Genomic DNA, 25,660 nt, shown 5'->3' on the forward strand with positions numbered 1-25,660 from the left:
CAACGCGCGCAACAATTACCCTGATCTCTTGGGTAAAAGCTTAAGAGATCAGTAGTAAAGCAGCATCTAAGCCGACTCGGTCAAAAGCCGCGTCGGCTTTTTCTTTGACAACAGGCTTTGCTTGGTAAGCAACGCTGATGCCTGAGCCATTCATCATTATCAGATCATTGGCACCATCACCCATGGTGATGGCATTCGCTTTTGTGCAGCCAAGGCGAGCACAAGCTTCGTCTAGATGGGCGGCCTTCGCTGCGCCATCGACAATGTCGCCAAGAACCTTGCCGGTAAGCTTGCCATCGATGATTTCTAGCGTATTCGCCTGAGATTGCTTGAAGCCAAGCTCTTGACGTAATTTTTCAGTAAAGAAAGTAAAGCCGCCTGAGACAAGCAGGGTGTACAAACCACGTTCATGAGCCCCGGCTAAAAGTTCTACTGCTCCTGGGTTGGGTCGTAAGCGCTCTCGATAAACAGATTCAAGTGCATCAGCATGTACGCCTTCTAAAAGAGCAACTCGCCTTCTTAAACTTTCTTTAAAGTCTTTGATTTCACCACGCATAGTAGCTTCGGTAATTTCAGCTACAGCGGACTTCTTGCCTGTGAAATCAGCAATCTCATCAATGCATTCAATATTAATCAACGTTGAATCCATATCCATTGCTAGTACACGAATGTCTTGTGGCAATAGATTTGGCTTTAGAAAGCACAGATCGGCATTAAAGCTTGCTGCAATAGTTCGCAGTTGCTCACGTTGAGTTGTATCCAGATGGGCACTTGATTCAAAACGCTCGGAGTAATAGCTCCCGTTGCTGGTTTGGCCGCCGCTAGAGTGCAGTGAAATGCCAAACTTTAAGGCCTGATCTTTTAATGAAAATACGAGCTTATCAGCAATAGGCTCTCTAGACAGGGCAACAAGAACTTGGTAATTGGGCATGTCTTAATAATATCGGATTGTTAGTTTACTTTTGCAGAGCTCAATACTGCAGAATCGTTGAGGCGTCGCAAGATATTGCGTATAGCGTCAAGACGTTGTTCTAACTTCTCGAATTCACGGTCTTTTTGAGGAAGCACCTTAAGCTTATCTTGGCCATTAAGTTGAATATGCTTAGAGGACTGGATAAGCTGAATAATCTTCATTGGGTCAATCGGTGGATTTGGGATAAATTGAATCTGAATAGATGCAGGTGTGGCATCAATCTTTTTAATTCCAAAGCCGGTCATCTCTAAACGTAGACGATGGGTCTCATAAAACGATTTAGCTTGATCGGGAAGGTCGCCGAAACGATCAACCAATTCTTCACGCAACCCCATGAGCTCAGAAAAATCATTTGTACCAGCAAACCGCTTGTATAAGGATAGGCGCTCGTGAACGTCAGGGCAGTAGTCCTCTGGAAATAGGGCGGGAACGCCAAGATTGACATCGGTGGTTGCTTGCAATGGTGAAAGTAAATCAGGCTCCTTCCCACTGCGCAGGGACTTAACAGCACGATTAAGCATCTCGGTATACAGCTGGAAGCCAATCTCATGAATTTCACCGGATTGTTTGTCGCCTAGGACCTCACCAGCACCCCGAATTTCTAGATCATGCATAGCTAAATAGAAGCCAGAGCCCAGCTCTTCCATGGCTTGAATGGCATTAAGACGCAACTGCGCTTGCTTACTGAGTGCCTCAGGATCTGGCACTAGTAAATAAGCATAGGCTTGGTGATGTGAGCGACCTACACGGCCACGCAGTTGGTGTAATTGAGCTAAACCAAACTTATCGGCGCGGTGCATGATGATGGTGTTAGCTGTGGGTACGTCAATGCCAGTCTCAATAATCGTGGTACACAGCAAAATATTGGTACGCTGGGTAACAAATTCACGCATGACAGATTCCAGCTCGCGTTCATGCATCTGTCCGTGCGCAACACTAATACGTGCCTCCGGAATCAGCTCTTGTAAAGCATGCTTGCGATTCTGAATCGTTTCAACTTCGTTATGCAGGAAGTAGACCTGGCCGCCACGTTTAATTTCACGAAGCACGGCCTCACGAATAACGCCATCTCCCTCTCGACGAACAAAGGTCTTAATTGCCAAACGTTTCTGAGGGGCAGTGGCAATAATAGAGAACTCACGTAATCCTTCCATAGCCATGCCCAAGGTTCTTGGGATGGGCGTAGCAGTTAGCGTCAGAATATCGACTTCAGCACGCAATGCCTTAAGAGCATCTTTTTGCCGTACTCCAAAGCGATGCTCCTCGTCCACAATCACTAGGCCAAGATTGGCAAATTGCGTCTCCTTGGAAAGTAACTTATGTGTGCCAATAATGATGTCTGCATCACCTTTGGCAATGGCCTCTAGGGCTGCATTAATTTCCTTGGTTGTTTTAAAGCGTGACAATTCAACAATGCGGACCGGCCAATCGGCAAATCGATCTTTCCAGGTAGCCACATGTTGCTCAGCTAGTAGGGTGGTTGGCGCCAAAATGGCGACTTGTTTGCCGCCCATGACTGCAACAAAGCTTGCTCGGAGCGCTACTTCGGTCTTCCCAAAGCCAACATCTCCGCAGACTAAGCGGTCCATTGGCGTGCCGCTCGTCATATCACCAATAACGGCTGCAATAGCATTGGCTTGGTCTGGAGTTTCCTCAAAGCCAAAGCTTTCTGCAAAAGCAGCATAGTCATGGGCTGAGAATTCAAAAGCATGACCCTTGCGTATCGCTCTAGCCGCATATAGACCTAATAGCTCTGCTGCGGTATCTCGAATTTGTTGGGCGGCCTTGCGTTTGGCCTTATCCCATTGGCCCGAACCTAATTGATGCAGTGGTGCTGAATCAGGGTCAGAACCTGCATAACGTGTGACCATCTGTAATTGCTGAACAGGAACATACAAAGTTGCCTGTCCTGAATATTGCAAATGCAAGAACTCTTCAAAAATTGGCGCCTCTTTCGGCGGAGCTAAATTCAGAAGTACTAAACCCTGATAGCGACCAATGCCATGTTCAGCATGAACTACGGGATCGCCGATCTTTAGTTCAGACAGATCCTTAAAGAGCATGTCAGGATCAGCATTCTCATTGCTTTTACCTTTACGCCTCTGTCGTGCTGTTGTAGTAAATAACTCTGCCTCGGTAATAACCAGGAGATTTTCAGCTGGCCATGAAAATCCATTAAAGAGCGGTGCAGTGACCAATCCAAATAATGATTCGCTTTTAATAAACTCGGCAATACTTTCAAAGCTCTCTGGCTTTAGCGGATAGAGCGGTTTGCCGTCGAATCCGGCAATCGAATTACTCTCATCAAAGAGTTGTCGAATTGATTCTTTACGTCCTGCACTGTCGCTACAAACTAATACACGAACCTTTTCAGATGACACTACTTTGCGTAGAAGGTTGATCGGATCAGTATCGCGACGATGCACGGCAATATCCGGTACCGCTAGGAATTGACTTTTCTCAGCGCCGTCCTTCTCAAGCGTTAGTCGTGCATACGATTTAGAGGTAGTGAAAAATTCGTCGACATCAAGAAATAATTCTTTTGGAGGGAGAATGGGGCGATCAAGATCGTGTTTGAGGAACTCATAACGAGAAAGCGTGTCCTTCCAAAACCCTTTGATGGTTTCTTCAACATCACCAATGCTGACAAGCCATACAGGATCACCTGAGCGTGGAAAGTAATCAAAAAGGGTGGATTTCTCTTCAAAGAAGAGGGGTAGGTAGGATTCAATACCTGCACTAGGTATGCCTAGGTTGGCATCTTTGTAAATAGAGCAGCGACTCGGATCACCCTCAAATACTTCTCTCCAGCGACCTCTAAAAGCGGTTCGTGAAGCATCATCAAATGGAAATTCATGGCCAGGAAGTAGACGGACTTCCTTGACGGGGTAAAGGCTTCGTTGCGTATCCGGATCAAATGCCCGAATCTGTTCAATTTCATCACCAAAGAGATCCAATCGATATGGCAGATTCGATCCCATTGGAAATAAATCAAATAAACCACCCCGAATACTATATTCACCGGGACGCATTACAGCGCTCACAGGATCATAGCCAGCTTGTTGCAGTTGCAGCTTTAGTGCAGCTTCATTCAGTTTGTCACCTTGCCGAAAGAAAAAAGTATGGCCAGATAAAAAGTTCGGCGGCCCCAATCTTTGCAAAGCAGTTGTCACTGGAACTAAAACAATATCGCAACTACCATTCAGTAATTCATACAGAGTGGCGAGTCGTTCAGAAACCAAATCTTGATGTGGTGAAAAATGGTCATAAGGAAGAATTTCCCAATCAGGCAAAAGCCGGGTTTTTAGCTGCGGAGCAAAAGCGGGGATTTCTTCCAGAAGCCTCTGGGCTTCCTGGGCTTGAGCGCAAAAAATGACCATCACTGAAAACTGATCACGGTAGCGCAGGGCAGTTTGAGCGATTAAAGCGGCATCTGCCGAGCCCACCAGCCCTGAAAAGGTAAAGCGCTGCCCAGCCCGCGGAGCAGGTATAGGGGGTGCTAGATTTAATGCATCAGACATCTGCGCTCATTATAGAATCAGGTATGCACCCTGGAAATCATTCCATTAAGAAATGCCATGCCCTTTTGCCAACAGCAGGTACTGGCTCGCGCCTAGGTGGTGAGTTACCTAAGCAGTTTCAGCAGCTAGCCGGCAAGCCCATGGTCTCTTATGCTCTAGAAGCCTTTAAGGGATCTCCGCTGATCCAGTCTATTTGGATTGGTGTCAGCCCTGGCTTTATCGAGAACCCCATCTTAGGAACTATCGCTAACGCTGGGGCCGATATACATGTTGTAGCAACCGGTGGACCAACTCGACAAGAAACAGTCCGAAATACTCTAGCTGCAATGCTAAAGGCAGGCATTGCTGAGGATGACTGGATACTGGTTCATGATGCAGCTAGACCAGGTATCACCCCGGCATTAATTGAGAAACTCATTCACTCAGTACAGACATCTAATAGTGGTGGCATCCTAGCTGTTCCCTTGGCTGATACTTTAAAACAGGCTGATCTAGATTCGGTGATTGCTGGAAACATACCGCACTCAGAGAGAACTATTCCACGCGAGCATCTCTGGCAAGCGCAAACGCCACAGATGTTTGGATTAAAACAATTGCATGATGCCCTTCAGGATGCTATCCGCCTTGAGGCTGACGTTACTGATGAGGCTAGCGCAATTGAGTTAACTGGAGCTAAGCCTTTATTGATTGAAGGTGCCGCCCGTAACTTTAAAGTCACGCATCCAGCTGATTGGGAGTTAATGCAATTGCTGTTAAGTTCCCGCGCCAAACAATGAGAAATCCAATATGACTCAAAGCAATCCCCATATTCCGCAATTTCGTATTGGCCAAGGTTACGACGTACATGCATTGGTAGCGGACCGAAAATTGATTCTGGGCGGAGTTCATGTGCCCTTTGTAAAGGGATTATTGGGTCACTCGGATGCAGATGCCTTATTGCATGCCTTAACAGACGCCTTATTGGGCGCTGCAGGTTTAAATGATATTGGGCAGTTATTTCCGGATACAGATCCTCAATATAAGGATATGGACAGTCGAATCTTGCTCAGAGCGGCTTTGCAAAAGATTCAGGCAGCAGGATTTCAGATTGGAAACGTTGATGCCACTATTATTTGCCAAAAGCCGAAATTGGCGGATTTTTTGCCAGAAATGGTCCGCAATATTGCTTCAGATTTGGCTGTGACCCCCAGTCACGTCAATCTTAAGGCTAAGACAAATGAATCCCTGGGCCATTTAGGCAGAGGCGAGGGCATTGCCGTCCATGCCGTTGCTTTGCTCTACAGGGCCTAAAAGATCCTCTAAAACCCTAGGCATTGTAGAATTACGGTCTTTAGAGTGAAGTCTAGGCTTAGCAGTTTGCGGATATCGCGAGGATGGCGAAATTGGTAGACGCACCAGGTTTAGGTCCTGACGCCAGAAATGGTGTGGGGGTTCGAGTCCCCCTCCTCGCACCACAAGATTGCTACTTGGCTTGGACTTCACATTTCCAGATTTAAATTAAGAGACGAGAATGGCTGTGCAGATAGAAAATTTAGGTTCACTAGACCGCAAAATGACTTTGGAATTCGCTCGTGCCGATTTGGCAAAAGCGCGTGAAGCCCGTTTGGCTAAAGTTGGTAAGACCATGAAAATGGCTGGCTTCCGCCCAGGCAAGGTACCAAAGAACCTCGTTGAAAAACAACATGGCATGCAAGTGGATTTCGAACTCCAATTTGATAAAGCTGCTGAACTCTTTTATGACCAAGCTCAAAAAGAAGGTGTTGCTTTAGCTGGTCAACCACGTCTTGAGCCAAAGAGCGAAATTGATGCTGACAAGATTGTTTTTGATGCCTTCTTTGAAGTGTTGCCAGAAGTAAAAATTGGCGACTTTAGCAAGGCAGAAGTTACCAAACACACAACCGATATTGGCGAGGCAGAAATTGACCGCGCCTTAGATGTGCTGCGTAAGCAGCAGGTTCATTACCACCCACGCGGTGAAGCTGGTGCTCATGGTGATGGCGGCGCTAATCTTGCAGCTCAAAGCGGTGACCAAGTAGTGATCGATTTTGTTGGCAAGATTGATGGTGTTGAATTTGCCGGTGGTAAAGCGGAAAACTTTGAATACGTACTGGGCGAAGGGCGCATGCTGCCTGAGTTCGAAGCTGCAACATTGGGGCTTAAAGCGGGCGAGAGCAAATCTTTCCCATTGAGTTTTCCTGCTGATTACCACGGTAAAGACGTTGCAGGCAAAACTGCCGAGTTCACTATTACTGTGAAGTCGGTAAATTGGCCACATCTACCAGCTGTTGATGATTCATTTGCATTGTCTTTGGGTGTTACTGAAGGCGGTGTTGCGAAAATGCGCGCTGAAGTAAAAGAGAATTTAGACCGCGAAGTAAAACGTCGTATTACTTCTTTGCTCAAGAATGAAGTGATGGACAAGCTCAATAGCTTGTGCGAACTCGATGTTCCCAAGTCTTTGGTTGCCTCCGAGCAAGAACGCTTAGTTGAAGGCGCTCGTCAAGATTTAATGCAGCGCGGTGTGCCGAATGCTAAAGATGCCCCTATCCCTGCTGAAATTTTTGCAGAGCAAGCTACCAAACGTGTTCGTCTTGGTTTGATCCTCAGCGAGTTAGTTAAAAAGCAAAACTTGGCTGCTACCGCAGACCAAATCAAAGCTGAAATTGACGAGCAAGCTGCTACATACGAAGATCCAAAAGAAGTGGTGCGTTGGTTCTACAGCAATCCAAGTCGCTTGAAGGATATCGAAAACCTCGTGCTTGAAGATAACGTGATTAAGTATTTCACATCCCAAGCCAAGGTAATTGATAAAGCAGTTACCTTCGAAGAACTCAGCAAGCTAAACTAAGTTAACTACTAAGTCATCCATTTACCCACAAGAGGTTTCGAAATGATCCATAACCATTCTCAGTCTGAAAATCTAGAACCAAAAGGCTTGGGCTTGGTTCCAATGGTGATTGAAACCTCTGGTAGGGGTGAGCGTGCTTACGATATCTACTCCAGATTATTGCGTGAGCGCGTAGTCTTTTTGGTTGGTGAAGTAAACGACCAAACTGCTAATTTGGTAATCGCGCAATTGCTGTTCCTTGAGAGTGAAAATCCAGATAAAGAAATTTCTCTATATATCAACTCTCCAGGCGGTTCAGTTTCTGCAGGATTGGCTATCTACGACACAATGCAATTCATCAAGCCGCATGTCAGCACATTGTGCATGGGCATGGCTGCAAGTATGGGTGCATTCTTATTGTGTGCTGGTGAAAAAGGTAAGCGCTATGCTTTGCCAAACTCACGCGTCATGATTCATCAGCCCTTAGGTGGTGCACGTGGCCAAGCCTCTGACATTGAGATTCAAGCTCGTGAGATTTTGTATTTGCGTGAGCGCTTGAACAAGATTTTGGCCGACCGTACTGGTCAATCAATCGATACGATTGCCAAGGATACTGATCGCGACAACTTTATGTCTGCAGAGCAAGCTCGTGATTATGGCTTGATCGACAAAGTTATCGAGAAGCGTCCTTAACCCTTCATAGATATATACAGAGCCTATTTTGAGCGATACCAACACTACGAATTCAGCAGACAAAGTTCTGTATTGCTCCTTTTGCGGCAAGAGCCAGCATGAAGTTAAAAAACTCATTGCTGGCCCATCTGTTTTTATTTGCGATGAGTGCATTGATCTTTGCACAGACATTATTCAAGAAGAAATTGCCAAGCTTCCCAAGGAAGAGGGTGATGATTCTTTGCCAACACCACATCAAATTCGTGAAAACTTAGACCAATACGTTATTGGTCAAGATCATGCCAAAAAAACATTGGCAGTTGCCGTATACAACCACTACAAGCGCCTACAGTATTTGCCTAAGCCTAAAAAAGAGAAGTTGGATAAGGATGGCAAGCCAGTAGAGGGCTCAGAAAAAAAAGAATCTAAGCTCCCTGCTAAAGCAATGGTTGATGGTGTAGAGCTTGCAAAGAGCAATATCCTATTGATTGGGCCAACTGGTTCAGGTAAAACATTGCTAGCGCAGACATTGGCTCGCATGCTCGATGTGCCATTCGTAATGGCTGATGCAACAACCCTAACTGAAGCAGGATATGTTGGTGAAGACGTTGAAAACATCATCCAAAAATTATTACAAGCGTGCGACTACAACGTAGAAAAAGCGCAGCGCGGCATTGTCTATATTGATGAGATCGATAAGATTTCACGCAAGTCAGACAACCCGTCTATTACCCGCGATGTATCGGGAGAAGGTGTTCAGCAAGCTCTGTTAAAGCTGGTTGAGGGCACGATGGCTTCTGTACCGCCGCAAGGTGGGCGTAAGCATCCCAATCAAGATTTCTTGCAAGTAGATACAACGAATATTTTGTTTATTTGCGGTGGTGCATTTGATGGGCTTGAAAAAGTTATTCAGCAGCGTACTGCTAAAACAGGTATTGGATTCAATGCGACTGTTCCTGGTAAAGATGACCGCGGTGTCAGTGACCTCTTGATTGAAGTTGAGCCAGAAGATCTGATTAAGTTTGGCTTGATTCCAGAGTTAATTGGTCGCTTGCCCGTTGTTGCGACTTTGGCTCAATTGGATGAAGAGGCTTTAATTCAGATTCTGACCGAACCTAAAAATGCCTTAGTTAAACAATATCAGGCACTTTTGTCTATGGAGGGCTCTGAGCTCGAAGTACGTCGCGAGGCTCTATCAGCTATTGCCAAGAAGGCAATCGCCCGCAAAACTGGTGCTCGTGGCCTGAGATCTATCCTTGAAGGCTCATTGATGGATGTCATGTATGACCTGCCATCCCTGAAGAATGTCCAAAAAGTGGTTATCGACGAAAGCAGTATCGCTGAGGGCGGAAAACCGCTTTTGGTCTACAAACAGGATGCCGAGCAGACAGATTTAAGCAAAAAAGCTTAAATTCCTAGGGTTTTTGCTATTTTTGGGGCTTTTTTGCCCCTTTTTTGTCTTTTTACCCCTTGTTTTTCTCTAAAGCCTACCCATATAGGTAGTATGCTACTCATGAATAATGTCTCTATTTAGTGGTTGTTGATTAAATTGCTACTAATGGTGACTTTTGAGGTTTGATTACTTTGGAGGATTTGCCCCATGCCTGGCCACTTATTGTTACCCTCTGAACCAATTCAACTACCTTTGCTCCCATTGCGGGACGTAGTTGTATTTCCTCACATGGTGATCCCGTTGTTTGTGGGTCGCCCAAAATCGATTAAAGCCCTCGAGGCTGCCATGGAAACTGGCAAAAATGTCCTTTTGGTAGCCCAAAAAACGGCCGCTAAGGACGAGCCCGTTATTGAGGATCTCTATGAGGTCGGCTGTATTGCCAATATTTTACAAATGCTCAAGTTGCCTGATGGCACTGTGAAGGTGCTTGTTGAAGGTGTACAGCGCGCAGAAGTTAGTCAAATTGAAGATAGTCTTGGTTACTTTAATTGCGAAGCAACGCCAACCGCTATCAATTCAATTGATGCGCATGAAACCGAAGCCTTGCGCCGCGCAATCATGGCGCAGTTCGATCAATACGTAAAACTCAATAAAAAAGTACCTCAAGAGATACTCTCTTCTCTGGGTGGTATAGATGACCCAAGCCGCTTGGCTGACACCATCTGTGCGCATCTACCTGTAAAGCTAGAGCAAAAACAACGCTTGCTTGAAATGATGGATGTTGTACAACGTCTAGAAAGCTTGTTGGCTGATCTGGAGAGTGAGATTGATATTCTGCAGGTTGAGAAGCGTATTCGTGGACGTGTTAAGCGTCAGATGGAAAAGAGTCAGCGCGAGTACTACCTCAATGAACAGGTAAAAGCGATTCAGAAAGAGTTAGGCGAAGGCGAGGAGGGTGCTGATCTCGAAGAGCTCGAGAAGCGCATCAAGGCTGCACGCATGCCTAAAGAAGCATTGAAAAAGGCGGAATCAGAACTTAAGAAGCTCAAGTTGATGTCGCCCATGTCTGCAGAGGCAACGGTCATCCGCAACTTTATTGATACGCTGGTAAATCTGCCTTGGAAGAAAAAAACCAAGATCAATAACGACCTTACTAATGCTGAGAAAGTATTGGACGAAGATCACTATGGTTTGGATAAGGTCAAAGAGCGTATTTTGGAGTACCTCGCAGTTCAACAGCGCGTTGATCGTGTCAAGGCTCCGATTCTTTGTTTAGTCGGCCCTCCTGGGGTTGGTAAAACTTCTTTAGGTCAATCTATTGCGCGTGCGACCAATCGAAAATTTGTCCGCATGGCCTTAGGTGGTGTGCGTGATGAATCTGAGATCCGTGGTCACCGTCGTACCTATATTGGTTCGATGCCAGGTAAGATTTTGAGTAGCCTCACTAAGGTGGGCGTTCGTAATCCTTTATTCCTTCTTGATGAAGTAGACAAGATGGGTATGGATTTCCGCGGAGATCCAGCCAGTGCTTTGTTGGAGGTTTTAGATCCAGAACAAAATCACACCTTCCAAGATCACTATGTAGAAGTTGATTTTGATCTATCAGATGTGATGTTCGTGGCTACCTCGAACTCCTTAAATATTCCTGGCCCATTGTTAGACCGTCTTGAGATTATTCGTCTAGCTGGTTATACCGAGGATGAGAAAACCAGCATTGCTGTGAATTATTTGATTCCTAAACAAATCAAAAATAATGGCCTAAAGAAGGACGAGCTCAAGATTGAAGATAGCGCGGTTCGTAACATGATTCGTTATTACACGCGTGAGGCTGGCGTACGTTCTTTAGAGCGTGAAATTAGTAAGATTTGTCGTAAGGTTGTAAAACTATTGCTCTTGAAAAAAGAAGCAGCTCCAGTCGTTGTGAATGCGGACAACTTAGAGAAGTTCTTATCTGTCCGCATGTATGACTTTGGTTTGGCTGGTAAAGAAAATCAAGTTGGGCAGGTGACCGGCTTGGCTTGGACTGAAGTGGGTGGCGATTTGCTTACCATCGAAGCTGCTGTGATGCCAGGTAAGGGCGTTATTACCCGAACTGGTTCCATAGGCGATGTCATGAAAGAATCTGTTGAAGCTGCTAGAACAGTAGTTCGCTCTAGATCTAAACGACTTGGTATCACGGACGAGGCTTTTGAGAAGAAGGATATTCATATTCACTTCCCTGATGGCGCAACACCAAAGGATGGCCCATCTGCCGGTATTGCGATTACGACAGCCTTGGTATCAGTCTTTACTGGGATTCCGATTCGTTCAGATGTTGCGATGACAGGTGAAATTACGCTTCGTGGTGAAGTATTGCCTATTGGCGGATTAAAAGAGAAACTTTTGGCTGCTCATCGCGGTGGCATTAAATTAGCCTTAATTCCCGAAGAGAACGTCAAGGACCTGATTGATATTCCCGACAACGTCAAAAATGCAATCGAGATTATTCCGGTTCGCTGGATCGATAAAGTGTTGGAGCTGGCTTTAGAACGTATGCCTGAAGCACTGCCAGATCCTACGCCCGAAGAGTTGGCTAAAAAGGCTTCAGAGGCTAGTAAAGCAAATGAAAAGGGTGCGGCCTCAGACGTTCTTAAGCACTGAAAATAGGGCGATTTTTCGTTAAATTCTCCTCGTGGTTAGAGGTCGGTTTAGCGAAAAATCCACCCAAAACCCACGCTTAGGTTACAATCTCAGCTGTAATAATTTGGGGCGCTTAGCTCAGTTGGTAGAGCGTCTGCCTTACACGCAGAATGTCGGGAGTTCGAGCCTCTCAGCGCCCACCAAACTATTACCTCTTTTCTTTTTCTTAGCCTACTCAGGCATTTCAATACCCATCAGCCCAGCGCCTAGTACACTCGTGGTATTCATCTTTTTTACTAGCGAACTTTTACATGTTTGATACCGTCCGTAAGCACCAGCGAATTCTTCAGTTTGTTTTAATGCTTTTGATTGTTCCATCCTTTGCGTTCTTTGGAATTTCTAGCTATTCCAGCTTCCTGGACAAAGAGACTGACATTATCAAAGTTAACGGCAAACCTATTACTGCTCAAGAAGTGGATTCAGCTGCGAAACGTCAAGCTGAGCGCGTTGGTGGAAATGCGCAGATTGCTCAAAGCCTCCAATTTAGACAAGCAATTTTGAATGAGTTACTGCAACAACGCATCCTTGGGTTTGCAGTTAGCAATTTGCGTTTACAAGTCGGGAAAGAAGCCCTCGTGAAGAGCTTGCAAAATATTCCGCAGATTCGCGCACTATACAAACAAGATGGTAGTTTCGATGATGCGCGCTTTAAACAGCTCTTGGCTAGCAATGGCTTAAATGAAGAGCAGTTTTATGCGAGCCAGGCTTTTGACTTAAAAATTAGCCAATTGGTGAACTCTGTAGCCCGTACGGAAATCGCCAGTCCAAAATTATCTGAAATTGTTTCAACCCTGTATGAGACTGAGCGTCAAGTTCAGGCGCTATCCTTTGATGCAAAAGATTATTTAAGCAAGGTAAATCCCTCCCAAGAAGACCTTCAGGCCTTCTATACCGCCAACACGAAGTTATTTGAGAGTCCGGAGTATGTGGATGTCGAGTACATCGTTCTCAAGGCTGATCCAAAAGAAGATGCGAAAGTATTTAGCGAGAAAGCGGATCAATTTGCCAATATGACTTATGACCAGTCAGATAGCCTTAAGCCAGCTGCAGATAAATTAAAGCTGAGCGTTCAAACACAGAAGGGCGTAACGCGTTCCGGTGCATCTGGCGTTGCAAAAGATCATCCGCTGGCCAATCCTAAAGTAGTTCAATCCCTGTTTGGTGATGATGCCGTTAAGAACAAACGCAATATTGAAGCCGTACAAATCTCTCCAGGCGTTTTTGTTTCGGCAAGAGTACTTGTTTTCCATCCTGCTCAAACTTTGCCTTACAAAGATGTTGCCGCTGAAGTGAAGCGTCAAGTAAGTCAACGCATGGCTGAAAAACTTGCCGTAAGCGCTGCCGCAGATCGCTATGCGGCATTAGAAAAAGACCCAAAGAATAACGCTGGCTTTGCTAGCCCGGTTTGGGTTTCTCGGAATAAGCCTGCAAATTTAGTAGGTAGCGCATTGGATGATGTGATGTCCGTCAATCCCGATAAATTCCCTGCGCTGGTTTCTGTTCAAAATCCAGGGGTTGGCACCATTCTGTATCGTGTTGATCAGCTAAGGCAACCCGCAGGTGTTGATGCCAAGGTCCACAAGGCACAAGCGCAACAAATCCAAGCGTTGGCAGCTCAGTCTGAATTTGCTGGCTTTATGGCTTATTGGCGTGGTGTTGCTGGCGTTAAGGTAATTAATCCTCTTAAGCCGCCATCATCTGGTTCGGGTAGCTAAGCTTTATCGCTAAATTACTTATTTACTCTTAAGCAGTGCTTGATATGGGGCCATAGCGCCCCATACGTTTTTAAAGAGTATTGCTTGCGCCTTTTCGTTTGGATGCATGCGATCTGCCTGAAATAAATTGATGTCAGAGGAAACGTTCTTCAAAAAAAACGGCACAAGTTCAACTTGTTCCTGGCGAGCAAGTTTAGGATACAGATCCTGAAATTGCTTGGTGTACTCTTGTCCATAACTGGGCGGAATTTGCATTCCAAACAATAGAACTTTTGCTCCTGAGCTTTTACTTAATTGAATCATCTTGCGTAAATTTCTATCTGACTCTTGGATTGATAGTCCGCGTAATGCATCATTTGCCCCAAGCTCTAAAAGGACAATTCCCGGTTTCTTTTGTTCCAATAGTTTTGGTAATCTAGATATGCCACCGGAACTGGTTTCCCCACTAATGCTAGCGTTAAAAACAGTCCAAAGACTAGCCTCTTTATGAAGTTGGTCCTCCAGGAGCTTTACCCACCCGGTACCGCGTGTCAATCCATATTCTGCCGAGAGACTATCTCCCATAACCAAAATAACGGGATTGGTCTGAGCCTTTGTGCCAAAGGGAATAAACAGGCAAAATAGGGAGCTTGCCATCAATATGGCTTGCAATTTTTTACTCAAGAACTTCAACCAAATATATTGATTCATTTATGAGTATTCCAGTCAAGGTCCTTAGCGCAATACATCTAGGTAAAGAAGTTTTATCTAGCGATGGATCATTAACTATTTTGCACGACATTAGCTTTGATGTCTTTGATGGTGAAAGTGTTGCTATTACTGGCGCGTCGGGGTCTGGGAAGAGTACTTTGCTTGGTCTTCTAGCCGGCTTAGATACCCCCTCTAGTGGGCATGTTGAATTGGTTGCCCAAAACCTCAATCAGCTTGATGAAGATGGGCGGGCGAAATTACGAGGGCAAAAGGTAGGCTTTGTATTTCAATCCTTTCAATTGCTACCTCATTTGACAGCCCTTGAAAACGTCATGCTGCCGGCCGATCTAAATGGGATGGGGATGGCTAAGGAAAATGCATTAGCCTGCCTAGAACAGGTGGGTTTAAGCGAACGAGCCAACCATTTCCCAAGGACCTTGTCAGGCGGAGAGCAGCAACGGGTAGCGCTAGCTAGGGCCTTCATCATGAAGCCAGAGATTTTATTTGCCGACGAGCCCACGGGAAGTTTGGATGAGGTTAGCGGAAATCGGGTTATTGAGCTGCTTTTTGAGCTAAATCGAGCCAATCATTCCACCCTGATTTTAGTCACCCATGACCAAGCCCTAGCTGATCGGTGCCAGCGGCAATTGCACCTTCAAGGTGGTCGATTGCTGTAGTCAAAACCTTATAATCTAGGGATGTCTTTTTTCCACTTTTTGCCCGGCGCTGATGCGCTTTCCCCCTTTCGCCAGCAGCGACTTTTGGCTGCTTTGGCCGCTCAAGGGGTTGATCTTGAGTCCATTGAAGCTCAATACCTTCATTTCATATGGTCAGAGGCTGAGCTAAACGCCGAAGATCAAGAAGTCATGGCCAGTTTATTGACCTATGGCGAGCCATTTCATTCCAAAATACATCCAGGAAAATCTTGGTTCGGAAGTAGTAAGACCGAGAATCAAGGTGCCATTGTTATTCCGAGGTTTGGAACACTTTCTCCTTGGGCCAGTAAGGCTACAGACATCGCCCGTCAATGTGGCTTGGACGTATTGCGTATTGAGCGTGGTGCTCAATTTTCATGGAAGAGCAAAAAAGCCCTGACACCAGAGCAAAAGCAATTGGTACTTGCTGCGGTCCACGACAGAATGACTGAAGCAGTGATTGATTCAACTGACGCCGCTAATGCTTTATACCAATCACTGGAAGACAAGCCGTTAACACGTATACCGGTAATGACTGAAGGTCGGGCTGCTCTCGATAAAGCAAATCAAGAATTAGGTCTTGCCTTATCCGATGATGAGGTGACATACCTAGTTGAAAACTTTACTAGACTCAAGCGCAACCCATCAGACGTTGAGCTAATAATGTTCGCTCAAGCAAACAGTGAACACTGTCGCCATAAGATTTTTAATTCCAGTTGGACAATTGATGGGGATGATCAAGAGCGATCTTTATTTGCCATGATCCGCAATACTCACCAATTGAAACCAGAGGGAACGATTGTTGCGTATTCCGATAACTCTGCAGTCATGGTTGGCTGCGAAGCGGAAACCTGGGTTCCCCAAGGCAAAGATCAACGCTATGAAAAAGATACGCGCTTGGTCCATACCCTTATGAAGGTGGAGACTCATAATCACCCGACTGCGATCGCTCCTTTTCCTGGCGCATCTACAGGTGCGGGCGGTGAAATTCGTGATGAGGGTGCCACTGGTATAGGCGGACGCCCCAAAGCTGGCCTTACCGGTTTCTCAGTATCTAATTTGAATATTCCCGGCACAGATCTTCCTTGGGAGAATCTGAAATACGGCAAGCCTGAGCGCATCGCTACACCTTTACAAATCATGATTGAAGGGCCACTAGGCGGCGCTGCATTTAATAATGAATTTGGCCGCCCAATTTTGGGTGGTTACTTTAGAGTCTTTGAGCAAACATTAGATGGCACACGTCGTGGTTATCACAAGCCAATAATGATTGCCGGCGGTATTGGAAGCATTGATTCAATCCACACTGCAAAAAAAGCAATTCAAGCAGGGCACTTATTGATTCAATTGGGTGGTCCAGGCATGCGAATTGGTATGGGCGGTGCTACAGGAAGCTCGGTTGCAACCGGGACAAATACTGCTGATCTTGATTTTGATTCTGTACAACGTGGCAATCCAGAAATGGAGCGTCGCGCACAAGAGGTGATTAATGCCTGCCGCGCTCTTGGTGAGCACAATCCAATCGTGTCTATACATGATGTGGGTGCGGGCGGTATATCCAATGCATTCCCGGAGCTTGCAGATGGAGCTGGTTTGGGGGCTTCATTTAAACTTCGGAGCGTTCCACTCGAAGAAAGTGGCATGAGTCCTGCGGAGATTTGGTGCAATGAATCTCAGGAACGTTATGTTTTGGCTATTGATGCAAATGATTTGGACCTGTTTAAATCATTTTGCGAACGTGAGCGTTGTCCTTTTGCGGTAGTTGGCGAAGCAACCGCAGAACGTCAGCTGAAATTAAGCGACTCAAAGCAACCATCATCTGATGATGCGGCGCTGCCAATTGATATGCCGATGGAAGTTTTGCTTGGTAAGCCTCCAAAGATGCATCGCAACGTTGCAAGAGTTGCCCAAGAGTTCAAAGAATTGGATGTAACTGATGCTGATCTTGCGCAATCAATAGCCTGGGTCTTGCAGCAACCTACCGTAGCTAGCAAATCATTCTTAATTACGATTGGCGACCGAACTGTTGGCGGTCTTAATGCTAGAGACCAGTTTGTTGGTCCATGGCAAGTTCCTGTAGCTGATTGCGCCGTTACTCTGATGGATTACAAGGGTTATCGTGGTGAAGCAATGTCTATGGGTGAAAGAACCCCATTGGCGGTTATAGACGCACCAGCTGCTGCACGCATGGCAGTGGGTGAGGCGATTACCAATCTCTTGGCTGCAGATATTGCCAGCCTCGAAAGCGTAAAACTTTCTGCAAACTGGATGGCGGCATGCGGTTCTCCTGGCGAGGATGCCAAGCTCTATGACTCCGTTAAAGCGATTGGCATGGAACTGTGTCCTGCGCTTGGAATATCAATTCCAGTTGGCAAGGATTCTCTATCTATGTCTACCGCATGGCAAGATGGTGATGAGGTCAAGAAAGTAGTCGCACCCGTATCTTTAATTATCTCTGCTTTTGCATCTGTGCTAGATGCCCGTAAAACATTGACACCTCTTCTGCAGTTGAAGGGTAAAGACGGATCTCCACAAGAGACTGAGCTGATCTTGATCGATTTAGGGCGTGGTAAGAATCGTATGGCGGGAAGTATCTTGGCTCAAGTACTTGATCAGTCTGGAAAATCAGCTCCTGATATTGATCACCCAGAAGATTTGAAGTCTTTGGCTGCCGCCATTATTGAGCTGCGTAAAGAGAATAAGCTTTTGGCCTATCACGACCGTTCTGATGGTGGGTTATTTGCCTCTGTTGCTGAAATGGCTTTTGCCTCCCACTGCGGCATCTCGCTTAACGTAGATATGATCGCTATGGACGCTGGACAAGAGCCTGATTATGGTGACGCCAAGAATTGGGCTCAACAGGTATCTGGTCGTCGCCATGAGCAAACCATGCGCGCGTTATTTAATGAAGAGTTAGGCGCGGTAATTCAAGTTCGCAAAGAAGATCGTGATGCAGTGTTTGCTGTATTGAGAAGGTTAGGCTTAAGCGCTCACAGCCATGTGATCGGCAAACCCAATACCAACGGCCGTATTGAAATTTGGCGTGATGCAAAAAATATCTTTTCCGAACCCCGCGAAGTACTACAAAAGATCTGGACTAACACTAGCTATCAAATAGCGCGTTTACGTGACAATCCCACCTGTGCTGATAGTGAATTCTTGCTCTTGGACAATGTTGCCGATGCGGGCATGAATCCTAAACTCACATTCAATCCTTCTGAAGATATTGCAGCGCCCTTTATCGCTAAGAATGCGCGCCCCAAAGTGGCCATTTTGCGAGAGCAGGGTGTTAATTCTCATGTGGAAATGGCTTATTCCGTTAATTGGGCTGGATTTGAGAGCTATGACGTTCATATGTCAGATTTGCTCAGTGGCAAGGCTAAATTAGAAGACTTTAGAGGGCTTATTGCTTGTGGTGGCTTTAGTTACGGAGATGTATTGGGAGCTGGAGAAGGCTGGGCAAAAACAATTCTGTTTAATCAACAGCTTCGTGATCAGTTTTCTAAGTTCTTTGAGCGTCAAGACAGCTTTGCGTTAGGTGTTTGTAACGGCTGCCAAATGATGAGCAATCTCTCAGGAATTATTCCGGGTGCAGAAGCTTGGCCCAAATTTACACGCAATCAATCGGAGCAATATGAAGCGCGCTTAGTGATGGCTGAAGTAATGGCTTCGCCTTCCATATTCACCCAAGGCATGGAAGGTAGTCAGATACCCATCGCCATTGCTCACGGTGAAGGGTTTGCCAACTTTAGTCAACAGGGCAATTTAGAACAGATTCAAAAGCAAGGCTTGGCCTCATTCCGATTTGTGGATCATCAAGGCAACCCAACAGAAATTTATCCAATGAATCCGAACGGATCTCCCAATGGTTTAACTGGAGTGACGACACCCGATGGTCGCTTTATGGTCATGATGCCCCATCCTGAGCGTGTATTTAGAGCTGTACAGATGAGCTGGTGTCCGCCTGAATGGTTGGATACCCCGGATGGCGCTAGCCCTTGGCTACGCTTATTCCGCAATGCCCGTCGCTGGGCGAATTAAGTTGTCTGCTGACGGATTAATGGAGCCAGTCACTTTTTCTGAAAGTGGCGGTGTTCGTTATCTTCACTTTGGAACGGATTCTATTCAGGGTGCGATGCGTATTCGTGATCCTGATGAGATTTATTTAGAGTACAACCAGCAGATGATGGCCTGGCTATTATTTTTGGAAACTAAGCCCGGCATGCGAATAGCCCAGCTAGGTTTAGGCACTGGCGCATTAACTAAATTTCAACATCGATATTGCCCAGCTGTGAAAACTACCGTAGTAGAGTTCAATCCCGCTGTAATTGTTTCTGCAAGATCTATGTTTTTTACACCTGACGATGATCGCCGCTTAGAAACTCTACAGGCTGATGCAAAACTATTCGTCAAGAATAAAAAGTATCAAGACTGCTTTGATGCTGTTCAGGTTGATTTGTATGATGCGATATGCGATGGCCCTGCGGCAAGCTCTTTGGATTTTTATAAAGGTTGCTACGATATTCTCAAAGGACCCGGCGTCATGACGGTGAATTTATTCTCGCGACACAAAAGCTTTGATATAAACCTTAAGAATATCTGCGAAGCCTTTAATAATAGAGTGCTCTTATTTCCAGAGTCTCATGATTGCAACGTCGTGGCGATTGGATTCAAAGGGCCTAAGCTCGAGGCGGAATGGAAGGATGTCTCAAAACGAGCAAAACTGATTCTTGAAAAAACCGGGCTTCCTACCAATAAATGGGTCTCAGGCATTAGTCGGGAGAATGTCCGACAAGAAAATAAGCTCTCGATCTAATACTTCGAAGCAAAAGAAAAAGGCGATCGTTTGATCGCCTTTTTTGCTGTTCAACCTATTGCTAGGTTGAGCGTATTGCGTATTACACAGTCACAGTATCTGCAACATCGCTAAATGACTTGAGCTTATCAAAACTCATATATTTATAAACATCACCAGCTTTAGCATCAAGTGCCTTCACTTGCTCCAAATACTCAGCAGGAGTAGGTAGGCGACCCAAGAGGGCGGCAACAGAAGCCAATTCAGCAGAAGCCAAATACACGCGAGTGTCGATACCAAGGCGGTTAGGGAAGTTACGAGTAGAGGTCGATACAGCTGTTGAGCCCTTGCGGATCTGTGCTTGGTTGCCCATACAAAGTGAGCAGCCCGGGCTTTCCATACGGGCACCAGCTGCGCCTAACATGCCGTAGTAGCCTTCTTCCATCAAGACCATGGCATCCATCTTGGTTGGAGGTGCTACCCATAAACGGGTTGGCATATCCTTCTTGCCTTGTAGCACCTGACCAGCTGCGCGGAAGTGGCCAATATTGGTCATGCATGAACCAATAAACACTTCATCAATCTTATCGCCAGCTACTTCAGACAATACTTTCACATCATCCGGATCGTTAGGGCATGCAAGGATAGGCTCTTTGATTTCATCGATATTAATTTCAATGATCTCTGCATAGTCAGCATCCGCATCAGCTTTGAGAAGTTGTGGATTAGCAATCCAAGCTTCCATGGCTTTGATACGGCGACCGAGAGTACGTTTATCTTCATAACCATTAGCAATCATCCACTTCATCAAAGTGATATTTGATGTCATGTATTCAATGATTGGCTCTTTGTTCAAGTGAACTGTACAACCGCCAGCAGAGCGCTCAGCAGAAGCGTCAGACAATTCAAATGCTTGCTCAACTTTCAGGTCAGGTAGACCTTCAATTTCAAGAATGCGGCCAGAGAAAATATTCTTCTTGCCTTGTTTCTCGACGGTCAATAAACCTTTTTTGATTGCATATAAAGGGATGGCATTTACTAGATCACGTAAAGTGATGCCAGGCTGCATCTTGCCTTTAAAGCGCACCAATACAGACTCGGGCATATCCAATGGCATCACACCTGTAGCTGCGGCAAAGGCAACTAAACCTGAACCAGCCGGGAAAGAAATGCCGATTGGGAAACGAGTATGGCTATCGCCACCTGTTCCACAGGTATCTGGGAGGAGTAAGCGGTTCAACCAGCTATGGATCACACCATCACCTGGTCGCAAGGCAACACCACCACGATTTGTCATGAATGGCGGCAACTCATGCTGAGTGCGAATATCTACAGGTTTTGGATAAGCTGAGGTATGACAGAACGACTGCATTACGAGATCAGAAGAGAAGCCTAGGCAAGCCAAGTCTTTCAATTCATCGCGCGTCATTGGGCCTGTGGTGTCTTGTGAGCCAACAGTAGTCATATGTGGCTCGCAGTAAGTGCCGGGACGAACACCTTGGCCTTCTGGTAAGCCACATGCTCTACCAACCATCTTTTGAGCCAAGCTGAAACCCTTCTTGTTATCAACAGGATTAACTGGAAGGCGGAATTCAGTAGAAGCAGGTAAGCCCAGGGCAGCGCGAGCTTTTGCGGTTAAGCCACGACCTACTATTAAAGGGATACGTCCGCCAGCGCGTACTTCATCCAGAATGACGGGCGACTTCAATGTAAAAGTGGTAATTTCCTTACCGTTTTTAAATACTTTTCCTTCGTATGGGCGCAGTTCAATCTCATCACCCATATTCATTTGAGAAACATCTAATTCAATTGGCAATGCTCCGGAATCCTCCATTGTGTTGAAGAAGATCGGGGCAATATTGGTGCCTAAGCACACACCACCAAAACGCTTGTTGGGTACGAACGGAATATCTTGACCTGTCCACCAGAGAACAGAGTTTGTTGCAGATTTACGTGATGAGCCTGTACCAACTACGTCTCCAACGTAGGCAATTTGATTGCCTTTTTTCTGGAGAGCAGCGATTTGCTTCATCGGACCACGAACACCACTCTCATCTGGCTCAATGCCAGGACGGGGGTTCTTGAGCATGATGGTTGCATGCAGCGGAATATCAGGGCGGCTCCATGCGTCAGGCGCAGGAGAAAGGTCGTCGGTATTGGTTTCACCTGTTACCTTGAAAACAGTTAACTTCATGCTTTCTGGAACTGCAGGGCGGCTAGTAAACCAGTCTGCATCGGCCCAGCTTTGCATTACTGCTTTAGCATTCGCATTGCCTTTTTCAGCAAGTTCTTGAACGTCGTTGAAATAATCAAACATCAAGAGTGTTTTCTTGAGCGCTTCGGCAGCAGCAACACCACACTCAGAGTCAGATAAAAGCTCTACTAAAGGTTTGATGTTGTAACCACCTAGCATCGTGCCCAAAAGTTCAGTAGCACGTACGCGGGAAATTAATGGGGATTTTTCTGTACCTTTGGCAACAGCATCTAAGAACTCAGCTTTAACTTTAGCTGCATCGTCAACACCAGCAGGAACGCGGTTGGTGATTAATTCAACTAGCTCAGTTTCCTTACCGGCAGGTGGGCTTTTCAGCAACTTCACCAGTTCAGAGGTTTGATCCTTGGTTAAGGGCAGGGCTGGAATACCGAGGGCTGCGCGTTCAGCGGCGAGGGCGTTATAGGCTTCTAACATTATGTTTCCTATGAGGTAAAGGTGATCAATAGAAAGGCCAAAAGGGAATTCTCTCCCGTTTTGACAAATTATAGTTGCTAAATCAAGTCTTATATAAGAGTTTAAACCCTAAAAAATAGGCAAATTAGCCAAAATCAGGGCTTTATTTGGACCCATGACTTGAAAAATGGGTCAATTACACAACTTGCTCTTCTTTGAGGGCCCAAACCAGTGCAACTACCCAGCCAATCAGAGACCATCCTAAAAACAGGTTTAAGGCAAAAATAGCCCCTGTATTTGCCCTTTTTTTGTGAAATGCAATAGCAAAAGGGAGGAAATAGAAGAGGGAAAGAATGGTGATTAATGTCGCAAATAAAAGGCGCATAGGTAATAAATCATTAGATTTGGGTAGATAAGATCCTATATTAACGATTTTGAAATTCTCCCGCCCCTGATGGCTATCGTTATAATTACTTTTTCCAACAGAGCTTAAGCGATGACCAAATACGTTTTTGTCACTGGTGGTGTGGTTTCTTCTTTAGGGAAAGGAATCGCAGCTGCCTCGCTTGCCGCGATTCTTGAATCCCGCGGCCTGAAAGTCACCCTCCTAAAATTAGACCCTTATATCAACGTTGACCCGGGCACTATGAGCCCACTGCAGCACGGAGAGGTTTTTGTAACCGAAGATGGTGCTGAGACCGATTTAGACTTGGGTCACTATGAGCGCTTTGTTTCTGCAAAGATGCGCAAAAGTAATAACTTCACCACTGGCCAGATTTATGAGTCAGTTATCAGCAAAGAGCGTCGCGGTGAATATCTTGGAAAAACAGTCCAAGTTATTCCGCACATTACAAATGAAATCCAAGCTTTTGTAGAGCGCGGCGCTAAAGCTAGTCATGATGGCAAAGTAGATGTTGCTATTTGCGAAATCGGCGGTACCGTTGGTGATATCGAATCACTACCGTTCTTAGAGGCTGCAAGACAGATGAGCTTGCGACTACCTTTGCATGATTGCGCTTTTGTTCATTTGACTCTCGTCCCTTATATCCATAGCGCCGGTGAGTTAAAAACTAAACCAACGCAACACTCTGTTCAGAAGCTTCGTGAAATTGGCATCATGCCGACAGTATTGCTCTGTCGTGCTGACCGACCAATTCCTGAAGATGAGCGTGCAAAGATATCTTTGTTCTCAAATGTTCGTGAAGAAGCGGTGATTTCAGTTTGGGATGTAGACACAATTTATAAGATTCCTGAAATGCTCCAAGCCCAAGGCATGGATGATTTAATTTGCCGTCAACTAGATCTCAAAGCCAAGCCAGCAGATCTTTCTGTTTGGGCTAATCTAGTTTATGAAATGGCAAACCCACAACACGAAGTGACCATTGGTATGGTTGGCAAGTATGTGGAGCTAACGGAGTCATACAAATCACTGATTGAAGCTTTGCGTCATGCCGGTATTCATACGCATACTCGCGTCAATATTAATTACATTGATTCCGAAGTCATTGAAAAAGATGGCATTGGATGTCTACAAAATCTCGACGCTATCCTGGTTCCCGGTGGCTTTGGTAAGCGTGGCACTGAAGGAAAAATTGCTGCCATTCGTTATGCACGTGAAAATAACGTTCCTTATTTAGGTATTTGCTTGGGTATGCAATTGGCCGTAATAGAATTTGCAAGACATGTAGCGAACCTCACGAAAGCAAATAGCACCGAATTTGATCCTCAGTCTGAACAGCCTGTTGTTGCCCTGATAACCGAATGGTTGGACAGAGAAGGGCGAGTAGAGAAACGCACTAACGACTCTGATTTGGGCGGCACTATGCGTCTTGGGTCGCAACGCTGTCCAGTTAAAGCTGGAACCTTAGCCCATCGCATTTACGGTCCTGAGGTAAATGAGCGTCATCGTCATCGTTATGAAGTAAACAATACCTACGTACCTCAGCTGGAGAAATCTGGTTTGATTATTTCAGCTAGAACCCCTAATGAAGAGTTGCCAGAGATGATGGAATTACCAACATCTATGCATCCTTGGTTCTTCGGTGTGCAGTTTCACCCTGAATTTACTTCAACACCACGGGATGGACACCCTTTGTTCTCAGCCTTTATTAGCGCTGCACTTGAGCACCAAACAGCCGCTGAAAAGCAGGCTGCATAAAGGAAGAATATGAGCGCATTTAAGTTGTGTGGCTTTGACGTTGGTCTAGATCATCGCTTCTTTTTAATTGCTGGCCCCTGTGTCATTGAGTCCGAGCAATCAGCTATTGATATTGCGGGTCAATTGAAAGAAATTACTTCTGCTCTAAAGATCCCCTTTATCTACAAGTCATCGTTTGATAAGGCCAATCGTTCATCAGGAACGTCTTTCCGTGGTTTGGGTATGGATAAGGGCTTAGAGATTTTGGCTAAGGTTAAAAAGCAAGTTAACGTTCCGGTGCTTACAGATGTTCATGACATCAGCGAAATTACTGCCGTAGCTAGCGTTGTAGATGTATTGCAGACCCCAGCTTTTTTATGCAGACAAACCGACTTCATTCGCGCCTGCGCTCAAAGTGGCAAGCCGGTTAATTTTAAGAAGGGTCAGTTTCTTTCGCCGCACGAGATGCTGAATGTTATTGAGAAGGCTCGAGTAGCTGCTGCTGAAAAAAATCTTCCAGATCAATTTATGGTTTGCGAACGTGGCGCCTCCTTTGGCTACAACAACCTGGTTTCAGATATGCGTAGCTTGGCAATTTTGCGTGAATCCAATGCACCAGTAGTATTTGATGCTACTCATTCAGTTCAATTGCCTGGAGGTCAAGGCAATTCTAGCGGCGGTCAACGTGAATTCGTACCCGTTTTGGCGCGTGCTGCTGTAGCAGTCGGCATTAGCGGCCTATTTATGGAAACCCATCCTGATCCAGCAAAAGCATTGTCCGATGGACCGAATGCTGTTCCTTTGGATCGCATGAAAGAGCTACTTGAGTCCTTGGTAGCGATCGATGGAGTCGTTAAATCATCTGGAAGTTTTTTAGAAGACAGCTTTAAGTAAG

General features: G+C 45.7%; 17 protein-coding genes and 2 tRNA genes. 14 read left to right on the forward strand and 5 right to left on the reverse strand.

Annotated elements, in window-relative coordinates:
- Positions 1-40 precede the first annotated feature (40 nt).
- Positions 41-931, reverse strand: a complete 891-nt coding sequence (serB, locus tag VC182_RS03715; protein WP_323484537.1) for a phosphoserine phosphatase SerB — start codon at positions 929-931, stop codon at positions 41-43.
- 20 nt (positions 932-951) lie between these two features.
- Positions 952-4,494 (reverse strand): transcription-repair coupling factor, encoded by a 3,543-nt coding sequence (gene mfd / locus VC182_RS03720; RefSeq protein ID WP_323484538.1) that lies wholly within the window; start codon positions 4,492-4,494, stop codon positions 952-954.
- Between the two features lie 23 nt (positions 4,495-4,517).
- Here mfd and ispD point away from each other — a divergent pair, with 23 nt between their 5' ends.
- The 9 genes from ispD to VC182_RS03765 all read left to right on the forward strand — a co-directional run bounded on the left by ispD (position 4,518) and on the right by VC182_RS03765 (position 13,780).
- A complete protein-coding gene (gene ispD, locus VC182_RS03725) occupies positions 4,518-5,270 on the forward strand; it encodes a 2-C-methyl-D-erythritol 4-phosphate cytidylyltransferase (RefSeq protein WP_216156429.1) in 753 nt (250 codons plus the stop codon).
- A gap of 10 nt (positions 5,271-5,280) precedes the next feature.
- Positions 5,281-5,784, forward strand: a complete 504-nt coding sequence (gene ispF / locus VC182_RS03730; RefSeq protein ID WP_323484539.1) for a 2-C-methyl-D-erythritol 2,4-cyclodiphosphate synthase — start codon at positions 5,281-5,283, stop codon at positions 5,782-5,784.
- Positions 5,785-5,861: 77 nt separating this feature from the next.
- Positions 5,862-5,948: transfer RNA gene (locus VC182_RS03735), tRNA-Leu, on the forward strand.
- 56 nt (positions 5,949-6,004) lie between these two features.
- On the forward strand, positions 6,005-7,342 hold the full coding sequence (gene tig / locus VC182_RS03740; protein ID WP_323484540.1) for a trigger factor: 1,338 nt from the start codon (positions 6,005-6,007) through the stop codon (positions 7,340-7,342).
- Positions 7,343-7,384: 42 nt separating this feature from the next.
- The gene (gene clpP, locus VC182_RS03745; protein ID WP_216120992.1) at positions 7,385-8,014 is read left to right on the forward strand and encodes an ATP-dependent Clp endopeptidase proteolytic subunit ClpP; all 630 of its coding nucleotides are present in this window, start codon (positions 7,385-7,387) and stop codon (positions 8,012-8,014) included.
- Between the two features lie 28 nt (positions 8,015-8,042).
- A complete protein-coding gene (clpX, locus tag VC182_RS03750) occupies positions 8,043-9,404 on the forward strand; it encodes an ATP-dependent Clp protease ATP-binding subunit ClpX (RefSeq protein WP_216120994.1) in 1,362 nt (453 codons plus the stop codon).
- Between the two features lie 189 nt (positions 9,405-9,593).
- The gene (gene lon / locus VC182_RS03755; protein ID WP_072582407.1) at positions 9,594-12,026 is read left to right on the forward strand and encodes an endopeptidase La; all 2,433 of its coding nucleotides are present in this window, start codon (positions 9,594-9,596) and stop codon (positions 12,024-12,026) included.
- 106 nt (positions 12,027-12,132) lie between these two features.
- Positions 12,133-12,208 (forward strand) — tRNA-Val (locus VC182_RS03760).
- 108 nt (positions 12,209-12,316) lie between these two features.
- Positions 12,317-13,780: a peptidylprolyl isomerase gene (locus tag VC182_RS03765; RefSeq protein ID WP_323484541.1), complete on the forward strand. Its 1,464-nt coding sequence runs from the start codon at positions 12,317-12,319 to the stop codon at positions 13,778-13,780.
- A gap of 18 nt (positions 13,781-13,798) precedes the next feature.
- Here VC182_RS03765 and VC182_RS03770 read toward each other — a convergent pair whose 3' ends face one another.
- Positions 13,799-14,470 (reverse strand): arylesterase, encoded by a 672-nt coding sequence (locus tag VC182_RS03770; protein ID WP_323484542.1) that lies wholly within the window; start codon positions 14,468-14,470, stop codon positions 13,799-13,801.
- Between the two features lie 2 nt (positions 14,471-14,472).
- On the opposite strand from VC182_RS03770, the gene VC182_RS03775 reads away from it, so the two are divergent.
- The 3 genes from VC182_RS03775 to VC182_RS03785 are packed head-to-tail and all read left to right on the forward strand — an operon-like array spanning position 14,473 to position 19,981.
- Positions 14,473-15,147 (forward strand): ABC transporter ATP-binding protein, encoded by a 675-nt coding sequence (locus tag VC182_RS03775; protein WP_083564203.1) that lies wholly within the window; start codon positions 14,473-14,475, stop codon positions 15,145-15,147.
- 21 nt (positions 15,148-15,168) lie between these two features.
- Positions 15,169-19,206 (forward strand): phosphoribosylformylglycinamidine synthase, encoded by a 4,038-nt coding sequence (gene purL / locus VC182_RS03780; RefSeq protein ID WP_323484543.1) that lies wholly within the window; start codon positions 15,169-15,171, stop codon positions 19,204-19,206.
- Complete coding sequence (locus tag VC182_RS03785; protein WP_323484544.1) at positions 19,151-19,981, forward strand: spermidine synthase; 831 nt, start codon at positions 19,151-19,153, stop codon at positions 19,979-19,981. The genes purL and VC182_RS03785 overlap by 56 nt, the downstream gene beginning before the upstream one ends.
- Positions 19,982-20,063: 82 nt before the next feature.
- Here the strand turns inward: VC182_RS03785 and VC182_RS03790 are convergent, their stop codons facing one another.
- Both VC182_RS03790 and VC182_RS03795 read right to left on the reverse strand, forming a co-directional pair.
- Entirely contained in the window at positions 20,064-22,649 is a 2,586-nt protein-coding gene (locus tag VC182_RS03790) for a bifunctional aconitate hydratase 2/2-methylisocitrate dehydratase (protein WP_072582411.1), read from the reverse strand.
- 175 nt (positions 22,650-22,824) lie between these two features.
- On the reverse strand, positions 22,825-23,013 hold the full coding sequence (locus VC182_RS03795) for a superinfection immunity protein (RefSeq protein WP_072582412.1): 189 nt from the start codon (positions 23,011-23,013) through the stop codon (positions 22,825-22,827).
- Between the two features lie 111 nt (positions 23,014-23,124).
- On the opposite strand from VC182_RS03795, the gene VC182_RS03800 reads away from it, so the two are divergent.
- Together VC182_RS03800 and kdsA are read left to right on the forward strand one after the other, a co-directional pair.
- Positions 23,125-24,786 carry a CTP synthase gene (locus VC182_RS03800; RefSeq protein WP_323484545.1) on the forward strand — a complete coding sequence of 554 codons (1,662 nt, stop codon included), beginning with the start codon at positions 23,125-23,127 and terminating at the stop codon, positions 24,784-24,786.
- Between the two features lie 9 nt (positions 24,787-24,795).
- On the forward strand, positions 24,796-25,659 hold the full coding sequence (gene kdsA / locus VC182_RS03805) for a 3-deoxy-8-phosphooctulonate synthase (RefSeq protein WP_323484546.1): 864 nt from the start codon (positions 24,796-24,798) through the stop codon (positions 25,657-25,659).
- The last annotated feature ends 1 nt before the right edge of the window (position 25,660 follow it).

Origin of the sequence: Polynucleobacter sp. AP-Nickl1-40-C4, assembly GCF_035012665.1 — a bacterium.
In the GTDB taxonomy this organism is placed as follows: domain Bacteria; phylum Pseudomonadota; class Gammaproteobacteria; order Burkholderiales; family Burkholderiaceae; genus Polynucleobacter.

Excerpts from the sequence above, each read along its gene's own strand:
- VC182_RS03790 (WP_072582411.1), bottom strand. The coding sequence starts at position 22,649 with ATGTTAGAAGCCTATAACGCCCTCGCCGCTGAACGCGCAGCCCTCGGT.
- VC182_RS03795 (WP_072582412.1), bottom strand. The coding sequence starts at position 23,013 with ATGCGCCTTTTATTTGCGACATTAATCACCATTCTTTCCCTCTTCTAT.
- clpP (WP_216120992.1), top strand. The coding sequence starts at position 7,385 with ATGATCCATAACCATTCTCAGTCTGAAAATCTAGAACCAAAAGGCTTG.
- VC182_RS03765 (WP_323484541.1), top strand. The coding sequence starts at position 12,317 with ATGTTTGATACCGTCCGTAAGCACCAGCGAATTCTTCAGTTTGTTTTA.
- lon (WP_072582407.1), top strand. The coding sequence starts at position 9,594 with ATGCCTGGCCACTTATTGTTACCCTCTGAACCAATTCAACTACCTTTG.
- ispD (WP_216156429.1), top strand. The coding sequence starts at position 4,518 with ATGCACCCTGGAAATCATTCCATTAAGAAATGCCATGCCCTTTTGCCA.
- VC182_RS03785 (WP_323484544.1), top strand. The coding sequence starts at position 19,151 with ATGGCGCTAGCCCTTGGCTACGCTTATTCCGCAATGCCCGTCGCTGGG.
- kdsA (WP_323484546.1), top strand. The coding sequence starts at position 24,796 with ATGAGCGCATTTAAGTTGTGTGGCTTTGACGTTGGTCTAGATCATCGC.
- purL (WP_323484543.1), top strand. The coding sequence starts at position 15,169 with ATGTCTTTTTTCCACTTTTTGCCCGGCGCTGATGCGCTTTCCCCCTTT.
- VC182_RS03775 (WP_083564203.1), top strand. The coding sequence starts at position 14,473 with ATGAGTATTCCAGTCAAGGTCCTTAGCGCAATACATCTAGGTAAAGAA.
- VC182_RS03770 (WP_323484542.1), bottom strand. The coding sequence starts at position 14,470 with ATGAATCAATATATTTGGTTGAAGTTCTTGAGTAAAAAATTGCAAGCC.
- serB (WP_323484537.1), bottom strand. The coding sequence starts at position 931 with ATGCCCAATTACCAAGTTCTTGTTGCCCTGTCTAGAGAGCCTATTGCT.
- tig (WP_323484540.1), top strand. The coding sequence starts at position 6,005 with ATGGCTGTGCAGATAGAAAATTTAGGTTCACTAGACCGCAAAATGACT.
- ispF (WP_323484539.1), top strand. The coding sequence starts at position 5,281 with ATGACTCAAAGCAATCCCCATATTCCGCAATTTCGTATTGGCCAAGGT.
- mfd (WP_323484538.1), bottom strand. The coding sequence starts at position 4,494 with ATGTCTGATGCATTAAATCTAGCACCCCCTATACCTGCTCCGCGGGCT.
- VC182_RS03800 (WP_323484545.1), top strand. The coding sequence starts at position 23,125 with ATGACCAAATACGTTTTTGTCACTGGTGGTGTGGTTTCTTCTTTAGGG.